Here is a 17601-nt window from a genome sequence, read left to right as displayed (position 1 = left end):
GAATTTAGATCATGAAAAAAATAAAGATTTAAGATATAAATGTGCTTTTTTCATTTTTATTCTGTTTGGTATTTTATTCTTTATAGGGATCCCGACTTTTTTTGTTTTCGCCTTCCAAGGGGGATTCGAAGAGGGGGTTGCCGGATATATAAAATCTGGCATGTCTTCTATTGTGCTGACAATATTTTTTCTTGCGATCATCATCACTTCCGTCACAAAACTAAACAAGATACGGTTGAAAATCGCATGGGGGATTGGCTTGATTTTGGGATCGCTTTTTTGCATTTGGTCAATCAAAAGTTTCATCCTGGACATTCCGTATCTTTTTGATTATGAGGAAGTATATTTATCGCAACTGAAATTTGATTTCGATTCTAATTATGAATATTCCATTTTCTACAATGTAGAAGGTTATGATAAAAACCGCAAGTTTTATTCCTTCACCCTGAATAAAAACACCTATGATCTAGGAAAAGAGCAGTGCGATCAAAACAGAAACATAAGAGCTTTCATTGAATATCTTCCTCATACAAACACTGTAATGCATATCGAATTTCGATAACTTTTTCCCATCTCAAATATGCATAAAAACATATATTCTTTTTTCAGTTCAGATATTTCCGAATATTTGTTTAAATTCTGATTCCGAAGATTTTATTTTGCTTATTTTACGTTCTTTTTACATTTTCTTTTCTTTTTCTTAACATTTGATGTCGATGTATTTTAGTACAATTAAATAAAGAGAAAAGGAGAACCAGAAGATGAAAAAGATTTATTTAACAGTTGCTTCTGTTGCCTGTTCGCTGGCAATTCTTCTGACTGGATGCAGTAGTGCACAGACCCCTAAAGAAGGGACTCTGGTACTGAGTCTAAATCCTCAGATCGAATTTCGCTACGATGAGCAAGGCAACGTCACTTCGCTGATAGGCTTGAACAAAGATGGACAAGCTATGGTGGATGAGTACGAATTCGAAGGAAAAGATTGTGAGACCGCTTTGAATGATGCGATGACCAAGATCAAATCAACAGGCTACTTGGATGATACGATCGATGGTAAAAAAAGAAATGTAGTCTTACAATTGATGCCTGGCTCTTATTTGCCTAGCGGATCCTTTTTAGGCGATTTAGAAGATATCATCGGTACGCATGTATCTGAGAAAGAGAGAATTGTGATCATAGACAGTGATGACTACGATACAAACTATCAAGATAATACATATATTTCCTTAGACAAGGCCAAAGAGATTGCTTTGACCCAGGCAAAGGTGGATGCATCGAAAGCTCAGTTTTCAGAGAAAGAATTCGATTTCGATGATGGACTGGCAATCTATGAATTAGAATTCACGATTGATGGCGTTGAATACAAATACGATGTAGATGCGCGTACAGGGGTCGTGGTCGCCGGACATAATTCAAAAGACATCCCAAAAGATGACACCGATTATGGTCCGCTGAATGACGGGGTCACAGATTATCATTCCACAGACTATGGAAAAGACAGTGATGGAGTGACAGATGTTGGAAATTCGGATTATGGTCCTTATAGTGACGGCATCACAGATTATGACGATACCGATTACGGGCCTCTCAATGATGGGGTCACGGATTACGAACAAACCGACTACAACGCTCCTGTACAGCAGCAAGCGCCAACATCAAATACAACTCCTAGTGCTCCTGCCGTACAAGCTCCAGTGCAGCAGCAGACTCCGACAGTCAACACGACTCCTCCTGCGAATTCTGGAGGTTCTGGCGGAGGAAGTTATAATAATTCTGATTACGGGGACAACTCAAACTATGGAGGAAATTCCGGATACGGAGGCAACTCCGGTTACGGAAACTCAGATTATGACTGATTGGCGTCAAGAATGTAAATACACTTTGACCAAGCCGCAGGCGTTGATGATTGAAAGGCGTCTGCGGCCTTTCTTAACGATGGACAAGCACGGAGACGAAAACGGATATTGGATCCACTCTCTTTATTTCGATACGCCTTTTGATCAATTTTATAAAGAAAAGCTCCAAGGCTACTTGATTCGTCAGAAATTTCGACTCCGTTATTATGGGGAAAAGCCGGACTTTATCCGCTTGGAAAACAAACGAAAACATGGCCCTCATGGTCAAAAGCGTTCCATCATCCTCAGCAAAGCGGAGGCTAACGACCTTTTAAATGGTGACATCCATTTTCTGTCCGAAAAAAAAGAACCTCTCGCCAAGGCATTTCTAATGGCATGGAACAGCGGAATGAGACCCAAGGTCATCGTATCGTATCAACGAAAAGCTTTTGTCTACCCTTATGGAAATGTCCGTATCACCCTGGATTCTAACATTCAAACTTCTCATGATATTTCTTGTTTCTTAGATGAATTCAAGCATTTTTCCATAGAAGATCATGTCATCATGGAAGTGAAATACGATGGCTATTTCCCAGATTTTCTTGCCGATTTATTAAATATAATCAATCCGCATAGACAAGCTTATTCAAAATATGCCATGTCCCGTTACTACGAATAGGAGGCCTTTATGGGATTCAACGATATTTTTAATACCGACTTCTTAAACCAATTTCCGACCCAGACCCTTTCTCAAATTCTGATCACCATGGGATTGGCATTCATTTTGGGAATTTCCATTGCGGTCATTTATAAACGGACACATACCGGTGTATTATACAGTGCAGATTTTGGGATCACATTGATTGCGATGTGTTTGATCACCGCCATGCTGATCATGTGTGTTGTTTCGAATGTCGTTTTATCGCTGGGTATGGTAGGGGCTCTTTCCATCGTCCGTTTTCGTACCGCAATCAAAGAACCGATGGATATCGTTTTCTTATTTTGGAGCTTGGCAGGCGGCATCATTTTGGCAGCCGGAGGCTATATCCTCGCTTTTGTAGGATCTTTGCTCATCAGTTTGGTTCTGCTTTGTCTTCGGGATCGAACTTATGTTCATACGCCTTATCTTTTGATCTTAAAAGTACAGGATAGTCAAAGTGCTGCTGATCTATCGAAACAAATCAAGGACAAGACCAAAAAGTCCCGGCTCAAGAGCCGTACCGCTCACAAAAATGAAATCGAACTGATTTATGAAGTCCGCATCGCGCCGGAAGAAGACCTGAATATCGTTTCTGATTTAGAAAAATCAGACGGAATCAAAGAAGCTTCATTAATATCTTATAATGGTGAATTTTTAGGCTGATATGTATACAAAGAAATACTTTGACAAGATCGTTTTGATTGTATTTGCCATCGGTTTGGTCATTGCCCTTTTTTGGAAAACAACCCCTGTTATGGGCTATGAAAAATTATTATTTGATGACTCGTATGTTCATCAAATCAATCTTCAGGTCGATGATGTGGCCGCATTATGGGAAAAAGAAGAATACGTAATGGCAGATATAAAAATCGATGAGGAAACCATCGCCGGAGTCGGCTTGCGAATCAAAGGGAACAACTCGCTTTCCCTAAGCAAAGAATATGGATTGTCACGCTACAGCTATAAAATTGAATTTGATCATTATGAAGATGGCGTGACGTATCATGGCCTGGACAAACTTACTTTGGATGCTTCTTTTCAAGATAACAGTTATTTAAAAACCAAACTGGCTTATGATCTTTATCAACGGATGGGTGTCTTAAGCCCTCTTTGTTCTTTTGCGTGGGTCACGATCAATCAGGAACCCATCGGGCTCTATGTCGTTATTGAAGAAATTGAGGATGGATTTTTAAAACGCCAGTACGGGAATTCTCATGGCCAATTGTATAAGCCTGACTACAAACGCCTGGAATACGATAATCGAGATATCGGGTTATGTTACTTGGGAGAAATGAGCACATCCTATCCGGGAATCTTTGATCATGCGAAAACGAACGCAGATCCAGAAGATAAAAAGAATCTGATCGAAAGCATCCGTCAGCTAAACTTAAACAAAGACCTCGAACAATATGTCGATGTCGATCATACCTTGCGATATTTTGTCGTCTTGGTTTTTATCATGAATTGGGACAGTTACATGGGTCCGACCGGTCATAATTACTATCTTTATGAAGAGCAAGGAAAAATACAAATACTTCCTTGGGATCAAAATCTTGGATTTGGAACGTATTGTTTTGAAATGACCGATCCGATACAGGACAATACGTATCTGATCAACTTTCCAATCTTAACGCCCTGGTATGAAAACGTTCTGGAAAACCGGCCTTTGTTTACAAATCTCGTAGAATCCTATCAGGATGAATATCTTGATTTATTTGACACCTTCCTGACCCAAAATATAGATAGTCAATGGCTCAAAACTTGGTTTTTAAAAGAATCTTCGATGATTGCGCCCTATGTCAAAAAAGATCCGAGCGCCTATGTATCTTTTGAGGAGCATGAACTTGCGGTCAGCACTTTATATCAGCTATGTGTAGACCGTTCCAAAAGTATTCGCAGCCAGCTTGAAGGATCCTCCGCAATCTCTTTAAATGATCTTGAAGAAAATCCTAAACAAATTGAAACTTCCGTGAATATCCCAGATCTTGGCAATCTGCAGGATCTTGAGAACGCCTATGACAAAAATCAGATATTAAAGGAAAAACTGTTGTCAACTTCCCCAAAAGATTGATTCCTTTAAGAAATTATCAACGCTTCTACTTAAAGCGGTGAAAAACTTATTAAAGTTTCAAAGTTTTTGTTGAGTTTCGACAAAAACTTTTTTGATTCTCTCTCTTGTCTTGATTTATATTATTAAATATGAGGAACAAATATGAAATTTATTATTGAACATTTATCTAAAAACTTTGAGGCCAAAAAAGTTCTCAAAGATATCAATTTTACATTTGAAGAAGGAAAGATCTATGGGCTTCTGGGAAGAAACGGGGCCGGTAAAACAACGCTTTTTAATTGCGTCAACGGCGATTTAAAAACAGACAGCGGAAATTTCTATCTAGAAGATGAGCTCGGGCATCGACGCAAAGTGATCGCAACGGATATCGGTTATGTCCTGTCGACTCCAACGGTCCCAGAATTTTTAACCGGGCGAGAGTTTTTAAAATTCTTTATGGATATCAACGAGAAATCCATCAAAGATCCAAAAAGTATCGATGAATATTTTGACTATATGAGCATCGATCCAGAAGACAGAGACAAACTGCTCAAAGACTACTCCCACGGCATGAAAAACAAGATGCAGATGTTGATCAACATCATTACACATCCTAATATCTTGTTACTGGATGAACCATTGACGTCGCTGGATGTGGTCGTCGCCGAAGAAATGAAACAGTTGCTTCGCTCTTTAAAACAAGACCGCATCACGATTTTCTCTACGCACATCATGGATCTGGCCCTTGATCTTTGTGATGAAATCGTACTTTTAAGTCACGGAGAACTTGAGGTCGTAGATAAAGCAGACCTTAACAGTCAAGAGTTTAAAGACAAGATCATCGAAACACTAAGGGAGAAGACCAATGAATAAGACTCTCAAGATCTCTTTTTCCTTAAAGAACACGTATCGCGTCAACAGCATCTTGTTCTCCTTAAAGCAGATTCCTCTTTTAAAAAGGTTGCTTCCCTCAACACTCTATAAAGTCAAAGGACTCAAAATCTTAGCGAACCTGTTATCTGCCTTATGGGAAATCATTTCCATCTTCCTTGGAAAGTTCTTGTATTTTTATTGCATGATAGAGATCGTTTCTATTCTTTATAAAGGAATCCCGGCGGATGATTTGTTTTTGCATATCCTGTTCTTTCTTACAGTGATCGGCAGCTTTTCAAACACTCATCTCTTTAATCCAAGCAAAGATAAATACTATGCGCTGATCCTGATGCGAATGAACGCTAAAGAATATACGCTAACAAACTATTTTTACACCTTGCTTAAGACGTTAGTGGGCTTTATGCCGTTTACGCTCTTATTTGGCATAAATCGAAACATTCCTTTATGGCTATGTATCGCATTGCCTTTTTGTATCGCAGGCATGAAGCTGATCTTTGTCGCATGCAGTTTATGGGACTATGAAAGAAGAGGATCCGGCTATAACGAAAATCAACTATCCAAATATGTATGGGGGTTTATCGCCATCCTTTTGGCCATTGCCTATGCCTTGCCTGCTTTAGGATATTTTGTACCCAAAACCATAACAGAGATTCTTTTTTTGGCTTGTATTCCTCTTGGTATCCTAGGTCTTATAAAGGTAGTGAACTTCAAAGAGTATTACGCCATCAATAAGGAACTGCTCAAAACCTTAACGTGTCAAATGGACAATACGACAATCGCTCAGGTCGTAAAACAGGCTAATGAAAAGAAAATATCAACAGATACATCTATCACCAGTAAACGTAACGGCTTTGAATTTTTAAACGAACTTTTTATCAAAAGACATAAAAAGATACTCTGGAACTCGACCAAAAAGATTTCTTACATCTGCACTTTTCTTATAGCCGCCGTTCTCTTGATTCTTTATATGTCGCCAGGCATCAAACCGGTTTTTAATAAGATCGTAATGGAATATCTGCCCTATTTTGTTTTTATCATGTATGCCATTAATCGCGGAACCAACTTTACGCAAGCTCTGTTTATGAACTGTGATCATTGTTTGTTGACTTATTCATTTTATAAACAGCCAAATTGCATATTAAAGCTATTTCAGATTCGTTTGCGTGAAATCATGAAAATCAATGCGGTTCCGGCCCTTGTGATCGGTCTTGGCTTGGCACTGATCTTGTTTGCGAGCGGCGGAACAGACAATCCGCTCAATTACGGAGTACTGATTGTCTCTATTTTAAGCATGAGCCTGTTTTTCTCCATTCACTACTTAACGATCTACTATCTGCTGCAGCCTTACAACGCAGCAACAGAACTGAAAAGCGGGACTTATCGCATTGTTACGAGTGTAACCTATTTTATATGCTTTACGATGATGCAGCTTCGTATGCCGGTTCTGTTATTTGGTGTAATGGCAATCGTTTTCTGTGCATTATACAGTATTATCGCAAGCTTCCTGGTCTATCGCTTTGCGCCTAAGACATTTAAGATCAGAACATAAGGCAGCGAGCATTTTTCATAAAAACGCATGAACTTAAGAAATCTCTTAAATTCATGCGATTTTTTGTTTGAGAATCATTTTTCATAATATCGTTCGGGAATCACCGCAACCGGGGCAATATCAGGAATATCATCCCCGTCCTCATGCAAGGCATAGCTTCCATCGACTCTGACTACAAACACATCTCCTTCTTCAATAGAATGAGGCAATGTGACCTCATCCGCATAAACACTATCTAAACAAAGACACAGGTTTTCATCATCGGCATAAAATGAATCCTTATCTTGCGGTGTAAATATAAGCTTATCCTCGTCTGCTTCTTTGACAGTCATTTTCATATCGATATATCCGTCATACTCTAAACTCCGGATCACGTCTTGGCTTTGGCTTAACTGCCAATCTTCCTGCGTTATCGTAAATGGCTCATAGGGAAATAAACCTTCGGAAAGGACATACCCACTCTCTACATTTTTATAAGTCACATTGACGGCTGTATCGCAATCCTGGTCAATCAAAGCACAATTGGTCTGCAAAATGGTACTGATCCAGAAAGTATGATTCATATTTTCTAAAGCTTCTGTCATATTCCCCGAAAACAACCCTTCATCATCCACACAAAAGGTTACAGAAGAATAATCGTCAGTCCATTCGACTGAATAGTCATCCTTTATAGATTCATATTCTCGAGCTATTTCTTTTAAGATCATTCTATTATTCTCTATCAGATTTTTAATCTGTGAATCACTGGCTTCTAGAATCAGACAGTCTTCTTCAACCGTCACTTCATCGGCATATGCAGAATCAAGATGAAAATCATCTACATCATGATCCTTTACACTGGCATAAGAATCTTTGCCGAGAAAATACTGTGATTCTACAGGCAGCACGTACTCGCTGACCGGTTCATTTTGGCACCCGCTTATCATAAAGAATAAGATAACAAAAACACAAACGAATTTACGTTTCATACTGATTTCTCCTCGTCTATTTTTCAATGAAGTTTTCTACTTTTGTGCTAAAAAATCAAACAATCTCAGTTTTTCTTTCTTGCATACTGCATAAAAATCCATATAAGCATCCTCATCGACAATGGGAATATTGATTCGATTGTGAATGGAGTTTGTGCTTATGCTTATATTGGTAACGAAGCTGGGAATGGATGAGTATTCAGCTATTTCTTTTAATTCGCCGGGATCACTTTGTTTTAAAAAGCGGGACCTGTTCATATGTTTGTCTAAAACGGCGGTCCAGCATCCAATATCGGACGATAATAGAAAAGTTTGACCATCGATATCACTAAAATGAATGTTGTCTTTATACTGATATAAAAAATGTGTTTTTGGCACCGAAACATACAGATGTTCTGTCATGATCTTTTTGCATACTAAGTTATCCGCATGGACCGAATTATTAATAAAAATGATGTCATAGACATTATTCAAAAGATTCTTTAAAAGATCCTTTTCTCCCTCTGTTGAAACAGAAACCTTTTTATTCATCCCGCCCGGTGCAAACAAAGAGGGAAATTTAAACATCGGTCCTGGTGCGGTGAGCCCTATGTTTATACTTTGCGTTTTCTCTTTTAGATCTTTGGCTTTTGCCTCCAGCTTATTGATCATCATCATGATATCTTTGGCATAATACAGAATTTCTTTGCCGTCATCATTGAGAGTTATCTTATTGCCGGTCCTGTCAAAAATAACAAGATCCAGTTCTCGTTCAAGCTTTTGCATCGCTTTTGACAGAGAAGGTTGCGATATGTGAAGAAGTTCGCTGGCTTTTAATAGTGAACCCGTTTCAGAAAAGACAAGAAGATAATATAAAAGCTGCGAATCAATCATATTTACGCTCCTTTTAGTATTCGATTTTATTATACTATCTTTCCTAATCGATATAAATCATTTGCGTGCAAATAAACTATAATGCAAATGGAGGTGATAGAGATGAGAACGCTTATAGCTTATTTCAGCTGGTCAAACAATACCAAAAAATTGATTGAAAAAATCAACGAAAAGAAAAAATATGATGTCATCCGCATCGAAAGAGCCATTCCTTATTCTGATGACTATGATATCTGCGCTTATAAAGAAGCAAAAGAAGAAGTGACAAAAAACAGCCATCCAGCCATTAAGTCAATAGATATCGATTTGAATAATTATGATCGAATCTTGCTTTTTTTCCCAATCTGGTGGTACACATTCCCAATGCCCATCGGCTCCTTTATCGAAAAACTCAAAGGCTATCGAGGAACAGTGTATATCTTTGCCAATAGCTATACCAACGATCCGCAGTACATGATCAACAGTATGAATGATCTCAAAAAGATCGATCCTGCTATTGCGTTTACAGAAGGATTATTCAATAAGAATTTTAATGAACACATTCAATTTATAGAAAGCGAGGAATTGTAACATGGAAATGATGAAACTTTATAATGGTGTAGAGATCCCAGCTAACGGATTTGGTGTTTATCAGGTCAGCAAAGAAGACTGCAAAGAAAGTGTCTTAACAGCTCTAAAAACCGGTTATCGTCATATCGATACGGCACAGTCTTACTTCAATGAAGAAGAAGTCGGTGCAGCTTTAAAAGAAAGCGATGTTCCAAGAAACGAGATCTTCCTGACGACAAAAGTTTGGATCGATAACTATGGTGAAAGCAAAGCGTATCAATCTGTAATTGAATCATTAAAAAAATTGCAGACAGATTATCTCGACCTCATTCTTTTACATCAACCTGTGGGCGATTATTACGGCGCTTACCGCGATCTGGAAAAATTATACGAAGAAGGAAAAGTAAGAGCAATCGGCGTATCGAACTTCTATCCAGATCGTTTAGTCGATCTTTGCCTATCAACAAAGATCAAGCCAATGGTCAATCAAATCGAAGTCAATGTCTTCAATCAACAGATCGAAGCAAAAAAATGGGCCGATAAATATGGAGTGGTTCTTGAAGCCTGGGCACCGTTTGCCGAAGGTAAAAACAATATGTTCCACAATGAAGTACTGCTCTCTATCGGTGAAAAACATGACAAAAGTGCAGCACAAGTCATCCTTAGATGGCTATATCAAAGAGGCATCGTGTCTTTGGCAAAATCTGTACACGAAGAAAGAATCAAAGAAAACTTCGATATCTATTCTTTTGAACTCGATGATGAGGATATGAAAAAAATCGAAACACTGGATACCAAAACATCTTCTTTTTTCAGCCATCAGGATCCAAACATCATCGAATGGTTTGGTCAATTGATCAAAGAAAGAAGAAAATAAACCATTCAGAGATCTTCTTCTCATAACATCAAAAAATGTTCATTAAATCTGTCCCGGCCGGATAGATGATGTCCCCAGAAGAAAGAAATCGTCACTTGGCTTGATGAACTCAACTGAGACGAAAACAAAATACAGGAGGCAGACAAAATGAAATGTGAAGACAAGGAAGTTTTTGAAAAACAAAATGCATTTGGCATGGGTACACTCAATACAGCATATGCCCAATATTTTATCAAAGATTCGTTCCTGAATCCCCTGACAGATCCAAAAAGCGGACTTTTCGCTGCCAACGTTACGTTTGAGCCTGGATGCCGCAACAACTGGCACATTCATCATGCGACAAAAGGCGGCGGGCAGCTTCTACTCTGTACTGCCGGTGAGGGCTGGTATCAAGAAGAAGGAAAACCTGCTGTCAGTCTTGAGGCTGGCAGTGTCATCATGATCAAGCCCAACATCAAGCATTGGCATGGCGCAAAAAAAGACAGCTGGTTCTCACACATTGCCATAGAAGTTCCTGGTGAAAACTGTAAGAATGAATGGTGTGAACCCATCAGCGATGAAGAATATGAAAAACTGTAAGGAGTAATCAAACATGGCAAAAAAACAAACTGCAGGAAGAGATGCTTTAGGAGAATTTGCTCCTTTATTCGCCGAGATGAATGACGATGTGCTTTTTGGAAAAGTATGGAGCCGAGAAGATAAATTATCTCTTAGAGACCGATCTTTAGTGACCATCATTTCTCTGATGGCTCAGGGTCTGACAGATGAATCATTTCGTTATCACCTGATGTCCGCCAAAGAAAACGGCATCACTCGTGAAGAAATTGCCGAAATCGTCACCCATGCGGCATTCTATTGTGGCTGGCCAAAAGCATGGGCGGTATTCCGTATGGCAAAAGAAATCTGGAACGAAGAACAATAAACTAAAAAAACACATCCATTGACAAACAATAAAGCGGAGAAATGTACTCAGGGCATCTCCGCTTTACATTTTGGTTTGATAACTTCTTATAACCTCTTCAACATAGATTAACTATACATTTTATCCGTCTTTAATTTCCAAATTTTCGTTTCAAAGCTTTCTCTACCAAATAAATCGTATAGAACATTACACACATCTGCCCAAACAGAATAAATAGAGATCCATATTCGATTTGATCTTTCAATAATAAAGAAAGAATAATCGATATTGCGCCCAGTCCCCAACCAAATTGAAACCAGTACGACCCCATCAAACGATTTGAAAACTGCCATGCTTCTAAACTAGCCATTGAACGCCTGGTTCGATATCCAAACAATGGATTGATTTCAGATAATTTTGCTTTTTTAAAATAAATCCCCATTAAAATCATGACCAAAGGAATCAATAAATTCATCAACAACATAAACCAGAACATCTTAGTTCACCTTCTCTGCAATGGAGTCATACACTTTTTCTGTGTCTTTTTGACTCTGTAAATTGAAAACGATATATTGATCTTCCTTTGTTTTTAATACGATCAAAGAATCGTTATCATTATAAACATAGAGCTTGTATCTACCAAATTGATCGTTCTCAAAATTACCCGAACTGATTTTCAATCCGCCAAAGCCCCAAACACGAGATCCATAATCGGCATCGTCCGTCAAATAGACTTCCTCTACATCCGAATATTTTATCGTTGAACCCCCAGCCATAAACGCATTCACTTCTACAGAATCTTCCCCCACATTTACGTTCACATCCCCGGCAAAAAGAAGTCCGCCAATACCAGCCAAAACAATAAGCGTAAAAATCAAACTGCCCCTCTTGATAATTTTAGAAGTTCTGTCATCCTCTTGCCCAATCTCTGGCTCATCTGCATTCATTGTTTTTTTCTTAGAGAAAAAATTCCCTCCTATGATTGCGGTTGTGATTCCGCCAAAGAATAAAATCAACTCCAGCCAGGCTAAATCTTCGTCTAGAACAGTAACCAATAAACCAAGAGAAAACATCAAAGTGGCAATCCCAACAAATCTACATAATCGTTTCTCATCATATTTCGCTTTTTCTGCTTTTCCGGAAGTATTATACCCTGCAATCAGAAAACTGCCCTTCCCCATAAAAAAGACCAAACTTAACGCAAGAAATACAATAACTAAAAATACTCTAAACATACAAAAAACTCCTTTACTGCAACCGATATAAACGATATATAAATCGAATCAAACTGGTTATGATGAGCAAGATAAAGACATACCCCATCCAGGGACATAGGTTTTTTTGGATCATAAGAATAAAAACCACCCACAACATAATGAGCTGAATGAATAAATCAATACTCCAAAGAAAATCCGAAACCGCTTTTTGTATTCTAGTTGCATTTTGATCCGTTACTACGATAGGAAGACGATATTGGAACAATTGAATGGGTTCGCCTTTTTTATATGAATCTTGTTTATTCCAGAGAATAAAAAATGCATCAAAGCGCCAAACACCGGCAAGAAGATAACTTGATAAGCAGGAGCAAAACCATCCGCTTTCCCAAACGCATCGTAATGAACCACGATATCTTCTTGATACATGACTAAAATCGCAATAGACATTCCTATAGTTAGGAATAATATGCTCAAGATTAGTTTCTTCATTGCTTATAACCCCTTTAAAAATAATGTTTCTTTCTAAATCGTGCTGCAAAAGAATGCAAGCATGACCAAATCTTAAAAGCTTGCGCCAACTCCTATACAAAAGCTTTTAAAACTATCTTTATACCTTGGCATCTTCTCTGTATTTCTAATTAAATTGTATGCCTGGCCTACAAAAATTAAACCCCCTTTGCATTAAGATGCTGCAAAGAAAAAGGCAGCCCAAGGCTGGATCAACCAGGCAATCAAGTTTTGGAAAAACCATATGATATAAAAACGAGTCTATGGACAAAATGAAGTTTTTCTGCTTTAGTTCATAGGCTCGTTTTATACTGTCTTCCATCTCTATCGAACCCGATAACTAATTGATCTGATCCTGGCCCGAATCATTCTTTTTATAAACCCATCTTCCTATATCATTTCCTTGAATAGCAACCGAACAAAAATAACATTACATATTATTATCATAATATCTATATTTATATTGCCATATTCATTACATATAGCTATATTTTAGTTAACAAAGGAGGTTTCGTATGAAAACAAAAGATTGGAATTGGATAATATTTCCTTAAAGAAAAAGCATCCTTGCACCTGCAGACATGACCATTACATGTCTATCAGCTCCACGTAATGTTATAAAACATCATGATGTTCTTTTAAGGATTTTCTTTGAGAACCTGTATTCGACAAGAAAAAGATTTTATAGAATGACATCTTTAGCTTGAAAACTGGTAATGTGACTTTAGAGGATAAAAAAGTCATGGATCAATGTAGTTAGAAAAACAATATTACTTATCAAACTTAAAAACGAATGTATAAACGAGGGAAAAATGTATAAAATTGAGAAAAAAGAGAACTTGGAACCGACAGTGATCCGAATGGTCGTTCAAGCACCGTTTATGGCCAAACGGGCGAAGGCCTGATTGACCTGTGCCAGCGATCTGGCGAAGGCCGGATATGAGGTCACGATCTTCGAAGCGCTGCATGTAGCGGGAGGGGTCTTGATGTACGGGATCCCGGAATTCCGTTTGCCTAAAGAGATCGTTCAAAAAGAGATCGGTCATTTAAAGGAGATGGGAGTCAAGATCGTAACGAATTTTGTCGTGGGACGAAGCGATTCCATCGATTCCATCATGGAACAGGGCTATGAAGCCGTATTTATCGGTTCGGGGGCTGGTTTGCCGAACTTTATGGGGCTGCCGGGAGAAAACTGTAAAGGGGTCTATTCAGCCAACGAGTTTTTGACACGGATCAATTTGATGAAGGCATATAGAGAAGAGAGCGATACACCGGTCCAGCATCCCAAAAGATGTGTGGTTGTCGGCGGCGGGAACGTGGCCATGGATGCCGCACGATGTGCCAGACGACTGGGGGCAGAGGTCCATATCGTGTATCGCCGGAGCATGGAAGAACTTCCGGCACGAAAAGAAGAGGTCGAGCATGCACAGGAAGAAGGGATCGTTTTCGATCTGCTATGCAATCCGGTGAAGGTGATAGGAAACGAAGAAGGATGGTGTACGCAGATCGAATGCATCCGAATGGAACTGGGAGAACCGGATGCCAGCGGAAGAAGACGTCCGGTACCGATCGAGGGATCGAATTTTACGATCGATATCGACTGTATGATCATGGCGATCGGGACCAGTCCGAATCCTCTGATCCGACATACGACGGAAGGTCTGGAGGTCAACCGGAAAGGATGTTTTATCTGTGATGAAGAAGGAATGACATCAAGAGAGAACATCTATGCCGGCGGGGATGCCGTGAGTGGAGCGGCCACTGTCATCAATGCCATGGGGGCCGGAAAAAAGGCGGCTGCTGCCATTGATGCCAAGATGAAGAACAGGAGCTAATAAACATGGATATACGAAAACAAAACGCCAGGTATGCATTATCTTTGATTGAAAACGGATCTGTTGTCGGCCTGGGCGGAGGGCAAACGATTCGACTTTTGGCATCCTTGCTTCCTGAAAAAGAAGATATTTCTATTGTTACGCCTTCTAGTGAAACGGACTGATTTATCAGTCCGCTGGATTGAAGGTTCTGCCTTCCTGGTTAGTTTCTTCTATTGATATTGCTTTTGACAGCTGTGATGAAATCGACGAAAATTTTATCGCATTAAAGAGCGGAGGTGGAATCCACACACAAGAAAAAATTATTGGTTCTATGGCGAAACGGTATGTTTTGTTAGTGGATTTAAATAAATATCAACCTCGATTAACGTATCAACATCCAGTTGTTTTGGAGATCATCAAGAGTTCCTATGCCCTTGTATGCTCACAACTGGAAAAAATGGGGCTTTCTTACCATTATCGTAAGGCTCCAAACAAAGATGGTTTGCTTCTAAGCGATTCAGGAAATATCTTAGTGGATGTTAAAATCGAGACGTATCAAGATCCTTGTTCTCTTTATTATTCTTTAAAATCTATTGTTGGTGTTATTGAGGTAAGCCTATTTGTAAAAGAAGTAACCGACATTGTCTATATGGACAACGGAAAAATCGTACATAAAACCAAAGAAAAACAGGAATAAAGATTGTATCCAATATATAGGATATTTCTAATCTTTGCACTATGCCACAATATGGCAGGATCCTGTAACTTTTCAATGGATATAATAAAGCTAAGGTGTTAGAAAACATGCGCATCGTCATAGCTTTATTTCTTATGCATTTGACTTTTTCAAAATGAATGATTCATTATATAGACTAGGTGAATATAATGCGAAAAGAAGATATCAAAATCATCCCTTACAATTCAAGCCATAAAGAAAAATTCATATGCCTAAATATAGCGTGGATAAAAAAATATTTTGAAGTTTAGCCTCAGGATTTAGAAATGTTAGATCATATAGAGGACTATATTCAAACTGGTGCTGGGATTTATGTAGCCCTATACAAAAATCAAGTCATATCTACATGCATGATCGTTCCCAAAGGTGCTGATACATGGGAAATATGTAAATTTGCGACAGATGAGCACTATGAAAGAAATGGCGCTGGTTCACTGATTTTTGAAAAATGCCTTGATTATGCAAAGATTCATCATGCGAAAAAAATCATAATCGTAACGAATACCATCTTGGATTCTGCCATGCATCTATATACTAAATTTGGTTTCCAGCCTGTTCCTATAGACAATATGGAATATAATCGGGTGAATATTCAGTTGAAATTAAAATTATAAAAATCTAAAAAGGATAAAAATGGAGATATAATAGAACCGATGTTAATCTGCGTTGCTTGTAACAGCGATAGTTTTGATATTAAATGAACTTGTAAGAACAAGGAGATCTAAAGTATGTTAAGCAAGAATATTAAAACTCTAAGAAAAGCAAAAGGTCTTTCACAAGAAGAACTGGCAGTCAAGCTAAATGTAGTAAGACAAACGATTTCAAAATGGGAACAAGATCTATCGGTTCCCGATGCTGACATGCTTATCCATCTAGCAAACGAACTGGATACTTCCGTTAGTGTTCTATTAGGTGATACACTGGTTGATGATAGTAAAAATGACAAGGATCTAAAAGTCCTCTCAGAAAAACTTGAAGCCATCAATCTTCAACTAGCTAAAAGAAATGAAACTAGGATCAGAATGATTCGTTACATACTGATGGTGATATGTATACTCATTATATTGGGATTTATTATGATAGCGCTGACTAGCAATGAATTTATGACTTGGAATTATAATAATCCAGAATTAGCTGTTGCCGGTACTATCCTTCATGGTATGAGTTGGATCTTTGTCAGGATAGCTCCATTTATGTTTATTGCTGCAGTTATAGGAATTGTTCTCACCAATAAAAGAAGATCATAGATTATCAAGATACTTGTAATTGTTAGTAATCATACATTTCGTGCACTTCTATCAATCAGTCAGAATGAAGCTGAAAGAAATTTACATTCTATTCATCTCTGTATTCGATATGGTTAGACTTTTTCCATCAAATCGATTGTAAAAAGAATCATGTTCATTTGATTAAAAAAATAAGGATCGTGTTGCGCAGACCTGTACTGGCAAATTAACACGATCCAGTTTTTATTTAACAATGTTCATAAGATGCCTTTAAGAATTCTTTATAGTAATTCTGTTTTAATTCATTATTTATATTCTTATACTGCACGTATAAGAGCTGCGCATAAAATCTCTTTTGATCCTGTGACACATTTTCAAAATCCTTTTCTAATTCCTCTATATGATTTGATTGATTTAGAACGAAAACATCATAGATAAGATTGACATATTTTGTGATTTTTGGATTTTTTAGCTTTTGTAGCTCTTCAAAATATTTACTTGCCTTTTTCTTATTCTGATTAAAAGCATAGTATTCAAACGCTTTTAAGAAAATATCCTCTTTTTGACTTTTCTTTGAAGCTCGTAGCAGCAAGTCAAACTGTTGGTCAATTTTTCCTTTATTATCTTCCAACAGATAGCGATTTAATTTTAAATACTCTAAATTGTAAGGAGGAAATAACGCCCGGATCAATGAACGATTTATTAGTGTATCAAAAGATTGAAAATCCTTCTGTTTTATTGCTAGAACCAATTTTTTTTGCATCGAACTTTTGACAAACAAAAGTATGATATAAAAAAGAATGCATAATAGAATCAATACTAGTAAAGTATTGCTCACAGAATTCATAAAACCATCTCCTACTTCTATCACCTGTTGAAAGTTACCCTGGGGCCATCTCCAA

At 38.0% G+C, this 17601-nt stretch carries 20 protein-coding genes and 2 pseudogenes; 15 read left to right on the top strand and 7 right to left on the bottom strand.

Features of this window, described 5'->3' with window-relative positions; all coding sequences use genetic code 11:
- Nucleotides 1–9: 9 nt before the first annotated feature.
- Nucleotides 10–297, bottom strand: coding sequence for a hypothetical protein (locus HNQ43_RS04910; protein ID WP_183375358.1), 288 nt, complete (start codon nt 295–297; stop codon nt 10–12).
- 464 nt (nt 298–761) lie between these two features.
- Between HNQ43_RS04910 and HNQ43_RS04905 the strand changes: the two genes are divergently transcribed.
- From HNQ43_RS04905 to HNQ43_RS04880, 6 genes are all read left to right on the top strand, one after another.
- Nucleotides 762–1856: a PepSY domain-containing protein gene (locus HNQ43_RS04905; RefSeq protein ID WP_183375355.1), complete on the top strand. Its 1095-nt coding sequence runs from the start codon at nt 762–764 to the stop codon at nt 1854–1856.
- Entirely contained in the window at nt 1849–2514 is a 666-nt protein-coding gene (locus tag HNQ43_RS04900; protein ID WP_183375353.1) for a polyphosphate polymerase domain-containing protein, read from the top strand. Before HNQ43_RS04905 ends, HNQ43_RS04900 begins: the two co-directional genes overlap by 8 nt.
- A 9-nt stretch (nt 2515–2523) precedes the next feature.
- Entirely contained in the window at nt 2524–3198 is a 675-nt protein-coding gene (locus HNQ43_RS04895) for a DUF4956 domain-containing protein (RefSeq protein WP_183375352.1), read from the top strand.
- A gap of 1 nt (nt 3199) precedes the next feature.
- Nucleotides 3200–4606, top strand: a complete 1407-nt coding sequence (locus HNQ43_RS04890) for a CotH kinase family protein (RefSeq protein WP_183375350.1) — start codon at nt 3200–3202, stop codon at nt 4604–4606.
- Between the two features lie 141 nt (nt 4607–4747).
- Nucleotides 4748–5458, top strand: a complete 711-nt coding sequence (locus tag HNQ43_RS04885; protein WP_183375348.1) for an ABC transporter ATP-binding protein — start codon at nt 4748–4750, stop codon at nt 5456–5458.
- Nucleotides 5451–7028 (top strand): hypothetical protein, encoded by a 1578-nt coding sequence (locus tag HNQ43_RS04880; RefSeq protein ID WP_183375346.1) that lies wholly within the window; start codon nt 5451–5453, stop codon nt 7026–7028. The genes HNQ43_RS04885 and HNQ43_RS04880 overlap by 8 nt, the downstream gene beginning before the upstream one ends.
- Nucleotides 7029–7102: 74 nt before the next feature.
- Here the strand turns inward: HNQ43_RS04880 and HNQ43_RS04875 are convergent, their stop codons facing one another.
- Entirely contained in the window at nt 7103–7996 is an 894-nt protein-coding gene (locus HNQ43_RS04875) for a hypothetical protein (protein WP_183375344.1), read from the bottom strand.
- A 36-nt stretch (nt 7997–8032) separates the two neighbouring features.
- Nucleotides 8033–8869 (bottom strand): LysR family transcriptional regulator, encoded by an 837-nt coding sequence (locus HNQ43_RS04870; RefSeq protein ID WP_183375342.1) that lies wholly within the window; start codon nt 8867–8869, stop codon nt 8033–8035.
- A 102-nt stretch (nt 8870–8971) separates the two neighbouring features.
- Between HNQ43_RS04870 and HNQ43_RS04865 the strand changes: the two genes are divergently transcribed.
- From HNQ43_RS04865 to HNQ43_RS04850, 4 genes and pseudogenes are all read left to right on the top strand, one after another.
- Nucleotides 8972–9439 carry a flavodoxin gene (locus HNQ43_RS04865; protein WP_183375340.1) on the top strand — a complete coding sequence of 156 codons (468 nt, stop codon included), beginning with the start codon at nt 8972–8974 and terminating at the stop codon, nt 9437–9439.
- Nucleotide 9440: 1 nt separating this feature from the next.
- Nucleotides 9441–10295 carry an aldo/keto reductase gene (locus tag HNQ43_RS04860; protein ID WP_183375338.1) on the top strand — a complete coding sequence of 285 codons (855 nt, stop codon included), beginning with the start codon at nt 9441–9443 and terminating at the stop codon, nt 10293–10295.
- A 147-nt stretch (nt 10296–10442) separates the two neighbouring features.
- The gene (locus tag HNQ43_RS04855; protein ID WP_183375336.1) at nt 10443–10874 is read left to right on the top strand and encodes a cupin domain-containing protein; all 432 of its coding nucleotides are present in this window, start codon (nt 10443–10445) and stop codon (nt 10872–10874) included.
- Nucleotides 10875–10887: 13 nt separating this feature from the next.
- Nucleotides 10888–11211, top strand: a pseudogene (locus tag HNQ43_RS04850) (carboxymuconolactone decarboxylase family protein); the annotation flags it as partial.
- 136 nt (nt 11212–11347) lie between these two features.
- Here the strand turns inward: HNQ43_RS04850 and HNQ43_RS04845 are convergent.
- From HNQ43_RS04845 to HNQ43_RS04835, 3 genes are all read right to left on the bottom strand, one after another.
- Nucleotides 11348–11692, bottom strand: coding sequence for an SdpI family protein (locus HNQ43_RS04845; protein ID WP_183375332.1), 345 nt, complete (start codon nt 11690–11692; stop codon nt 11348–11350).
- Between the two features lies 1 nt (nt 11693).
- A complete protein-coding gene (locus HNQ43_RS04840) occupies nt 11694–12431 on the bottom strand; it encodes a DUF3784 domain-containing protein (protein WP_183375330.1) in 738 nt (245 codons plus the stop codon).
- Between the two features lie 219 nt (nt 12432–12650).
- Complete coding sequence (locus tag HNQ43_RS04835) at nt 12651–12902, bottom strand: hypothetical protein (protein WP_183375328.1); 252 nt, start codon at nt 12900–12902, stop codon at nt 12651–12653.
- Nucleotides 12903–13825: 923 nt separating this feature from the next.
- Here HNQ43_RS04835 and HNQ43_RS04830 point away from each other — a divergent pair.
- From HNQ43_RS04830 to HNQ43_RS04810, 5 genes and pseudogenes are all read left to right on the top strand, one after another.
- A pseudogene (locus tag HNQ43_RS04830) lies at nt 13826–14755 on the top strand (FAD-dependent oxidoreductase); the annotation flags it as partial.
- Between the two features lie 5 nt (nt 14756–14760).
- Nucleotides 14761–14919: a hypothetical protein gene (locus HNQ43_RS04825; RefSeq protein WP_183375326.1), complete on the top strand. Its 159-nt coding sequence runs from the start codon at nt 14761–14763 to the stop codon at nt 14917–14919.
- 17 nt (nt 14920–14936) lie between these two features.
- Nucleotides 14937–15434: a ribose-5-phosphate isomerase A gene (locus HNQ43_RS04820; protein WP_183375324.1), complete on the top strand. Its 498-nt coding sequence runs from the start codon at nt 14937–14939 to the stop codon at nt 15432–15434.
- 305 nt (nt 15435–15739) lie between these two features.
- Nucleotides 15740–16087, top strand: coding sequence for a GNAT family N-acetyltransferase (locus tag HNQ43_RS04815; RefSeq protein ID WP_183375322.1), 348 nt, complete (start codon nt 15740–15742; stop codon nt 16085–16087).
- A gap of 114 nt (nt 16088–16201) precedes the next feature.
- Nucleotides 16202–16720: a helix-turn-helix domain-containing protein gene (locus HNQ43_RS04810; RefSeq protein ID WP_183375320.1), complete on the top strand. Its 519-nt coding sequence runs from the start codon at nt 16202–16204 to the stop codon at nt 16718–16720.
- Between the two features lie 226 nt (nt 16721–16946).
- Here the strand turns inward: HNQ43_RS04810 and HNQ43_RS04805 are convergent, their stop codons facing one another.
- Nucleotides 16947–17462, bottom strand: a complete 516-nt coding sequence (locus HNQ43_RS04805) for a hypothetical protein (protein ID WP_183375318.1) — start codon at nt 17460–17462, stop codon at nt 16947–16949.
- Nucleotides 17463–17601 lie beyond the last annotated feature (139 nt).

This window comes from Faecalicoccus acidiformans (assembly GCF_014202635.1).
In the GTDB taxonomy this organism is placed as follows: domain Bacteria; phylum Bacillota_I; class Bacilli_A; order Erysipelotrichales; family Erysipelotrichaceae; genus Faecalicoccus; species Faecalicoccus acidiformans.
The sequence above is the reverse complement of the archived record's forward strand: the minus strand, read 5'-3'. Positions and strand labels throughout refer to the sequence as shown.

Bases quoted from the DNA above. Each gene is read 5' to 3' on its own strand.
- HNQ43_RS04905 (WP_183375355.1), top strand. From the start codon at position 762: ATGAAAAAGATTTATTTAACAGTTGCTTCTGTTGCCTGTTCGCTGGCA.
- HNQ43_RS04900 (WP_183375353.1), top strand. From the start codon at position 1,849: ATGACTGATTGGCGTCAAGAATGTAAATACACTTTGACCAAGCCGCAG.
- HNQ43_RS04895 (WP_183375352.1), top strand. From the start codon at position 2,524: ATGGGATTCAACGATATTTTTAATACCGACTTCTTAAACCAATTTCCG.
- HNQ43_RS04890 (WP_183375350.1), top strand. From the start codon at position 3,200: ATGTATACAAAGAAATACTTTGACAAGATCGTTTTGATTGTATTTGCC.
- HNQ43_RS04885 (WP_183375348.1), top strand. From the start codon at position 4,748: ATGAAATTTATTATTGAACATTTATCTAAAAACTTTGAGGCCAAAAAA.
- HNQ43_RS04880 (WP_183375346.1), top strand. From the start codon at position 5,451: ATGAATAAGACTCTCAAGATCTCTTTTTCCTTAAAGAACACGTATCGC.
- HNQ43_RS04875 (WP_183375344.1), bottom strand. From the start codon at position 7,996: ATGAAACGTAAATTCGTTTGTGTTTTTGTTATCTTATTCTTTATGATA.
- HNQ43_RS04870 (WP_183375342.1), bottom strand. From the start codon at position 8,869: ATGATTGATTCGCAGCTTTTATATTATCTTCTTGTCTTTTCTGAAACG.
- HNQ43_RS04865 (WP_183375340.1), top strand. From the start codon at position 8,972: ATGAGAACGCTTATAGCTTATTTCAGCTGGTCAAACAATACCAAAAAA.
- HNQ43_RS04860 (WP_183375338.1), top strand. From the start codon at position 9,441: ATGGAAATGATGAAACTTTATAATGGTGTAGAGATCCCAGCTAACGGA.
- HNQ43_RS04855 (WP_183375336.1), top strand. From the start codon at position 10,443: ATGAAATGTGAAGACAAGGAAGTTTTTGAAAAACAAAATGCATTTGGC.
- HNQ43_RS04845 (WP_183375332.1), bottom strand. From the start codon at position 11,692: ATGTTCTGGTTTATGTTGTTGATGAATTTATTGATTCCTTTGGTCATG.
- HNQ43_RS04840 (WP_183375330.1), bottom strand. From the start codon at position 12,431: ATGTTTAGAGTATTTTTAGTTATTGTATTTCTTGCGTTAAGTTTGGTC.
- HNQ43_RS04835 (WP_183375328.1), bottom strand. From the start codon at position 12,902: ATGAAGAAACTAATCTTGAGCATATTATTCCTAACTATAGGAATGTCT.
- HNQ43_RS04825 (WP_183375326.1), top strand. From the start codon at position 14,761: ATGGATATACGAAAACAAAACGCCAGGTATGCATTATCTTTGATTGAA.
- HNQ43_RS04815 (WP_183375322.1), top strand. From the start codon at position 15,740: ATGTTAGATCATATAGAGGACTATATTCAAACTGGTGCTGGGATTTAT.
- HNQ43_RS04810 (WP_183375320.1), top strand. From the start codon at position 16,202: ATGTTAAGCAAGAATATTAAAACTCTAAGAAAAGCAAAAGGTCTTTCA.
- HNQ43_RS04805 (WP_183375318.1), bottom strand. From the start codon at position 17,462: ATGCAAAAAAAATTGGTTCTAGCAATAAAACAGAAGGATTTTCAATCT.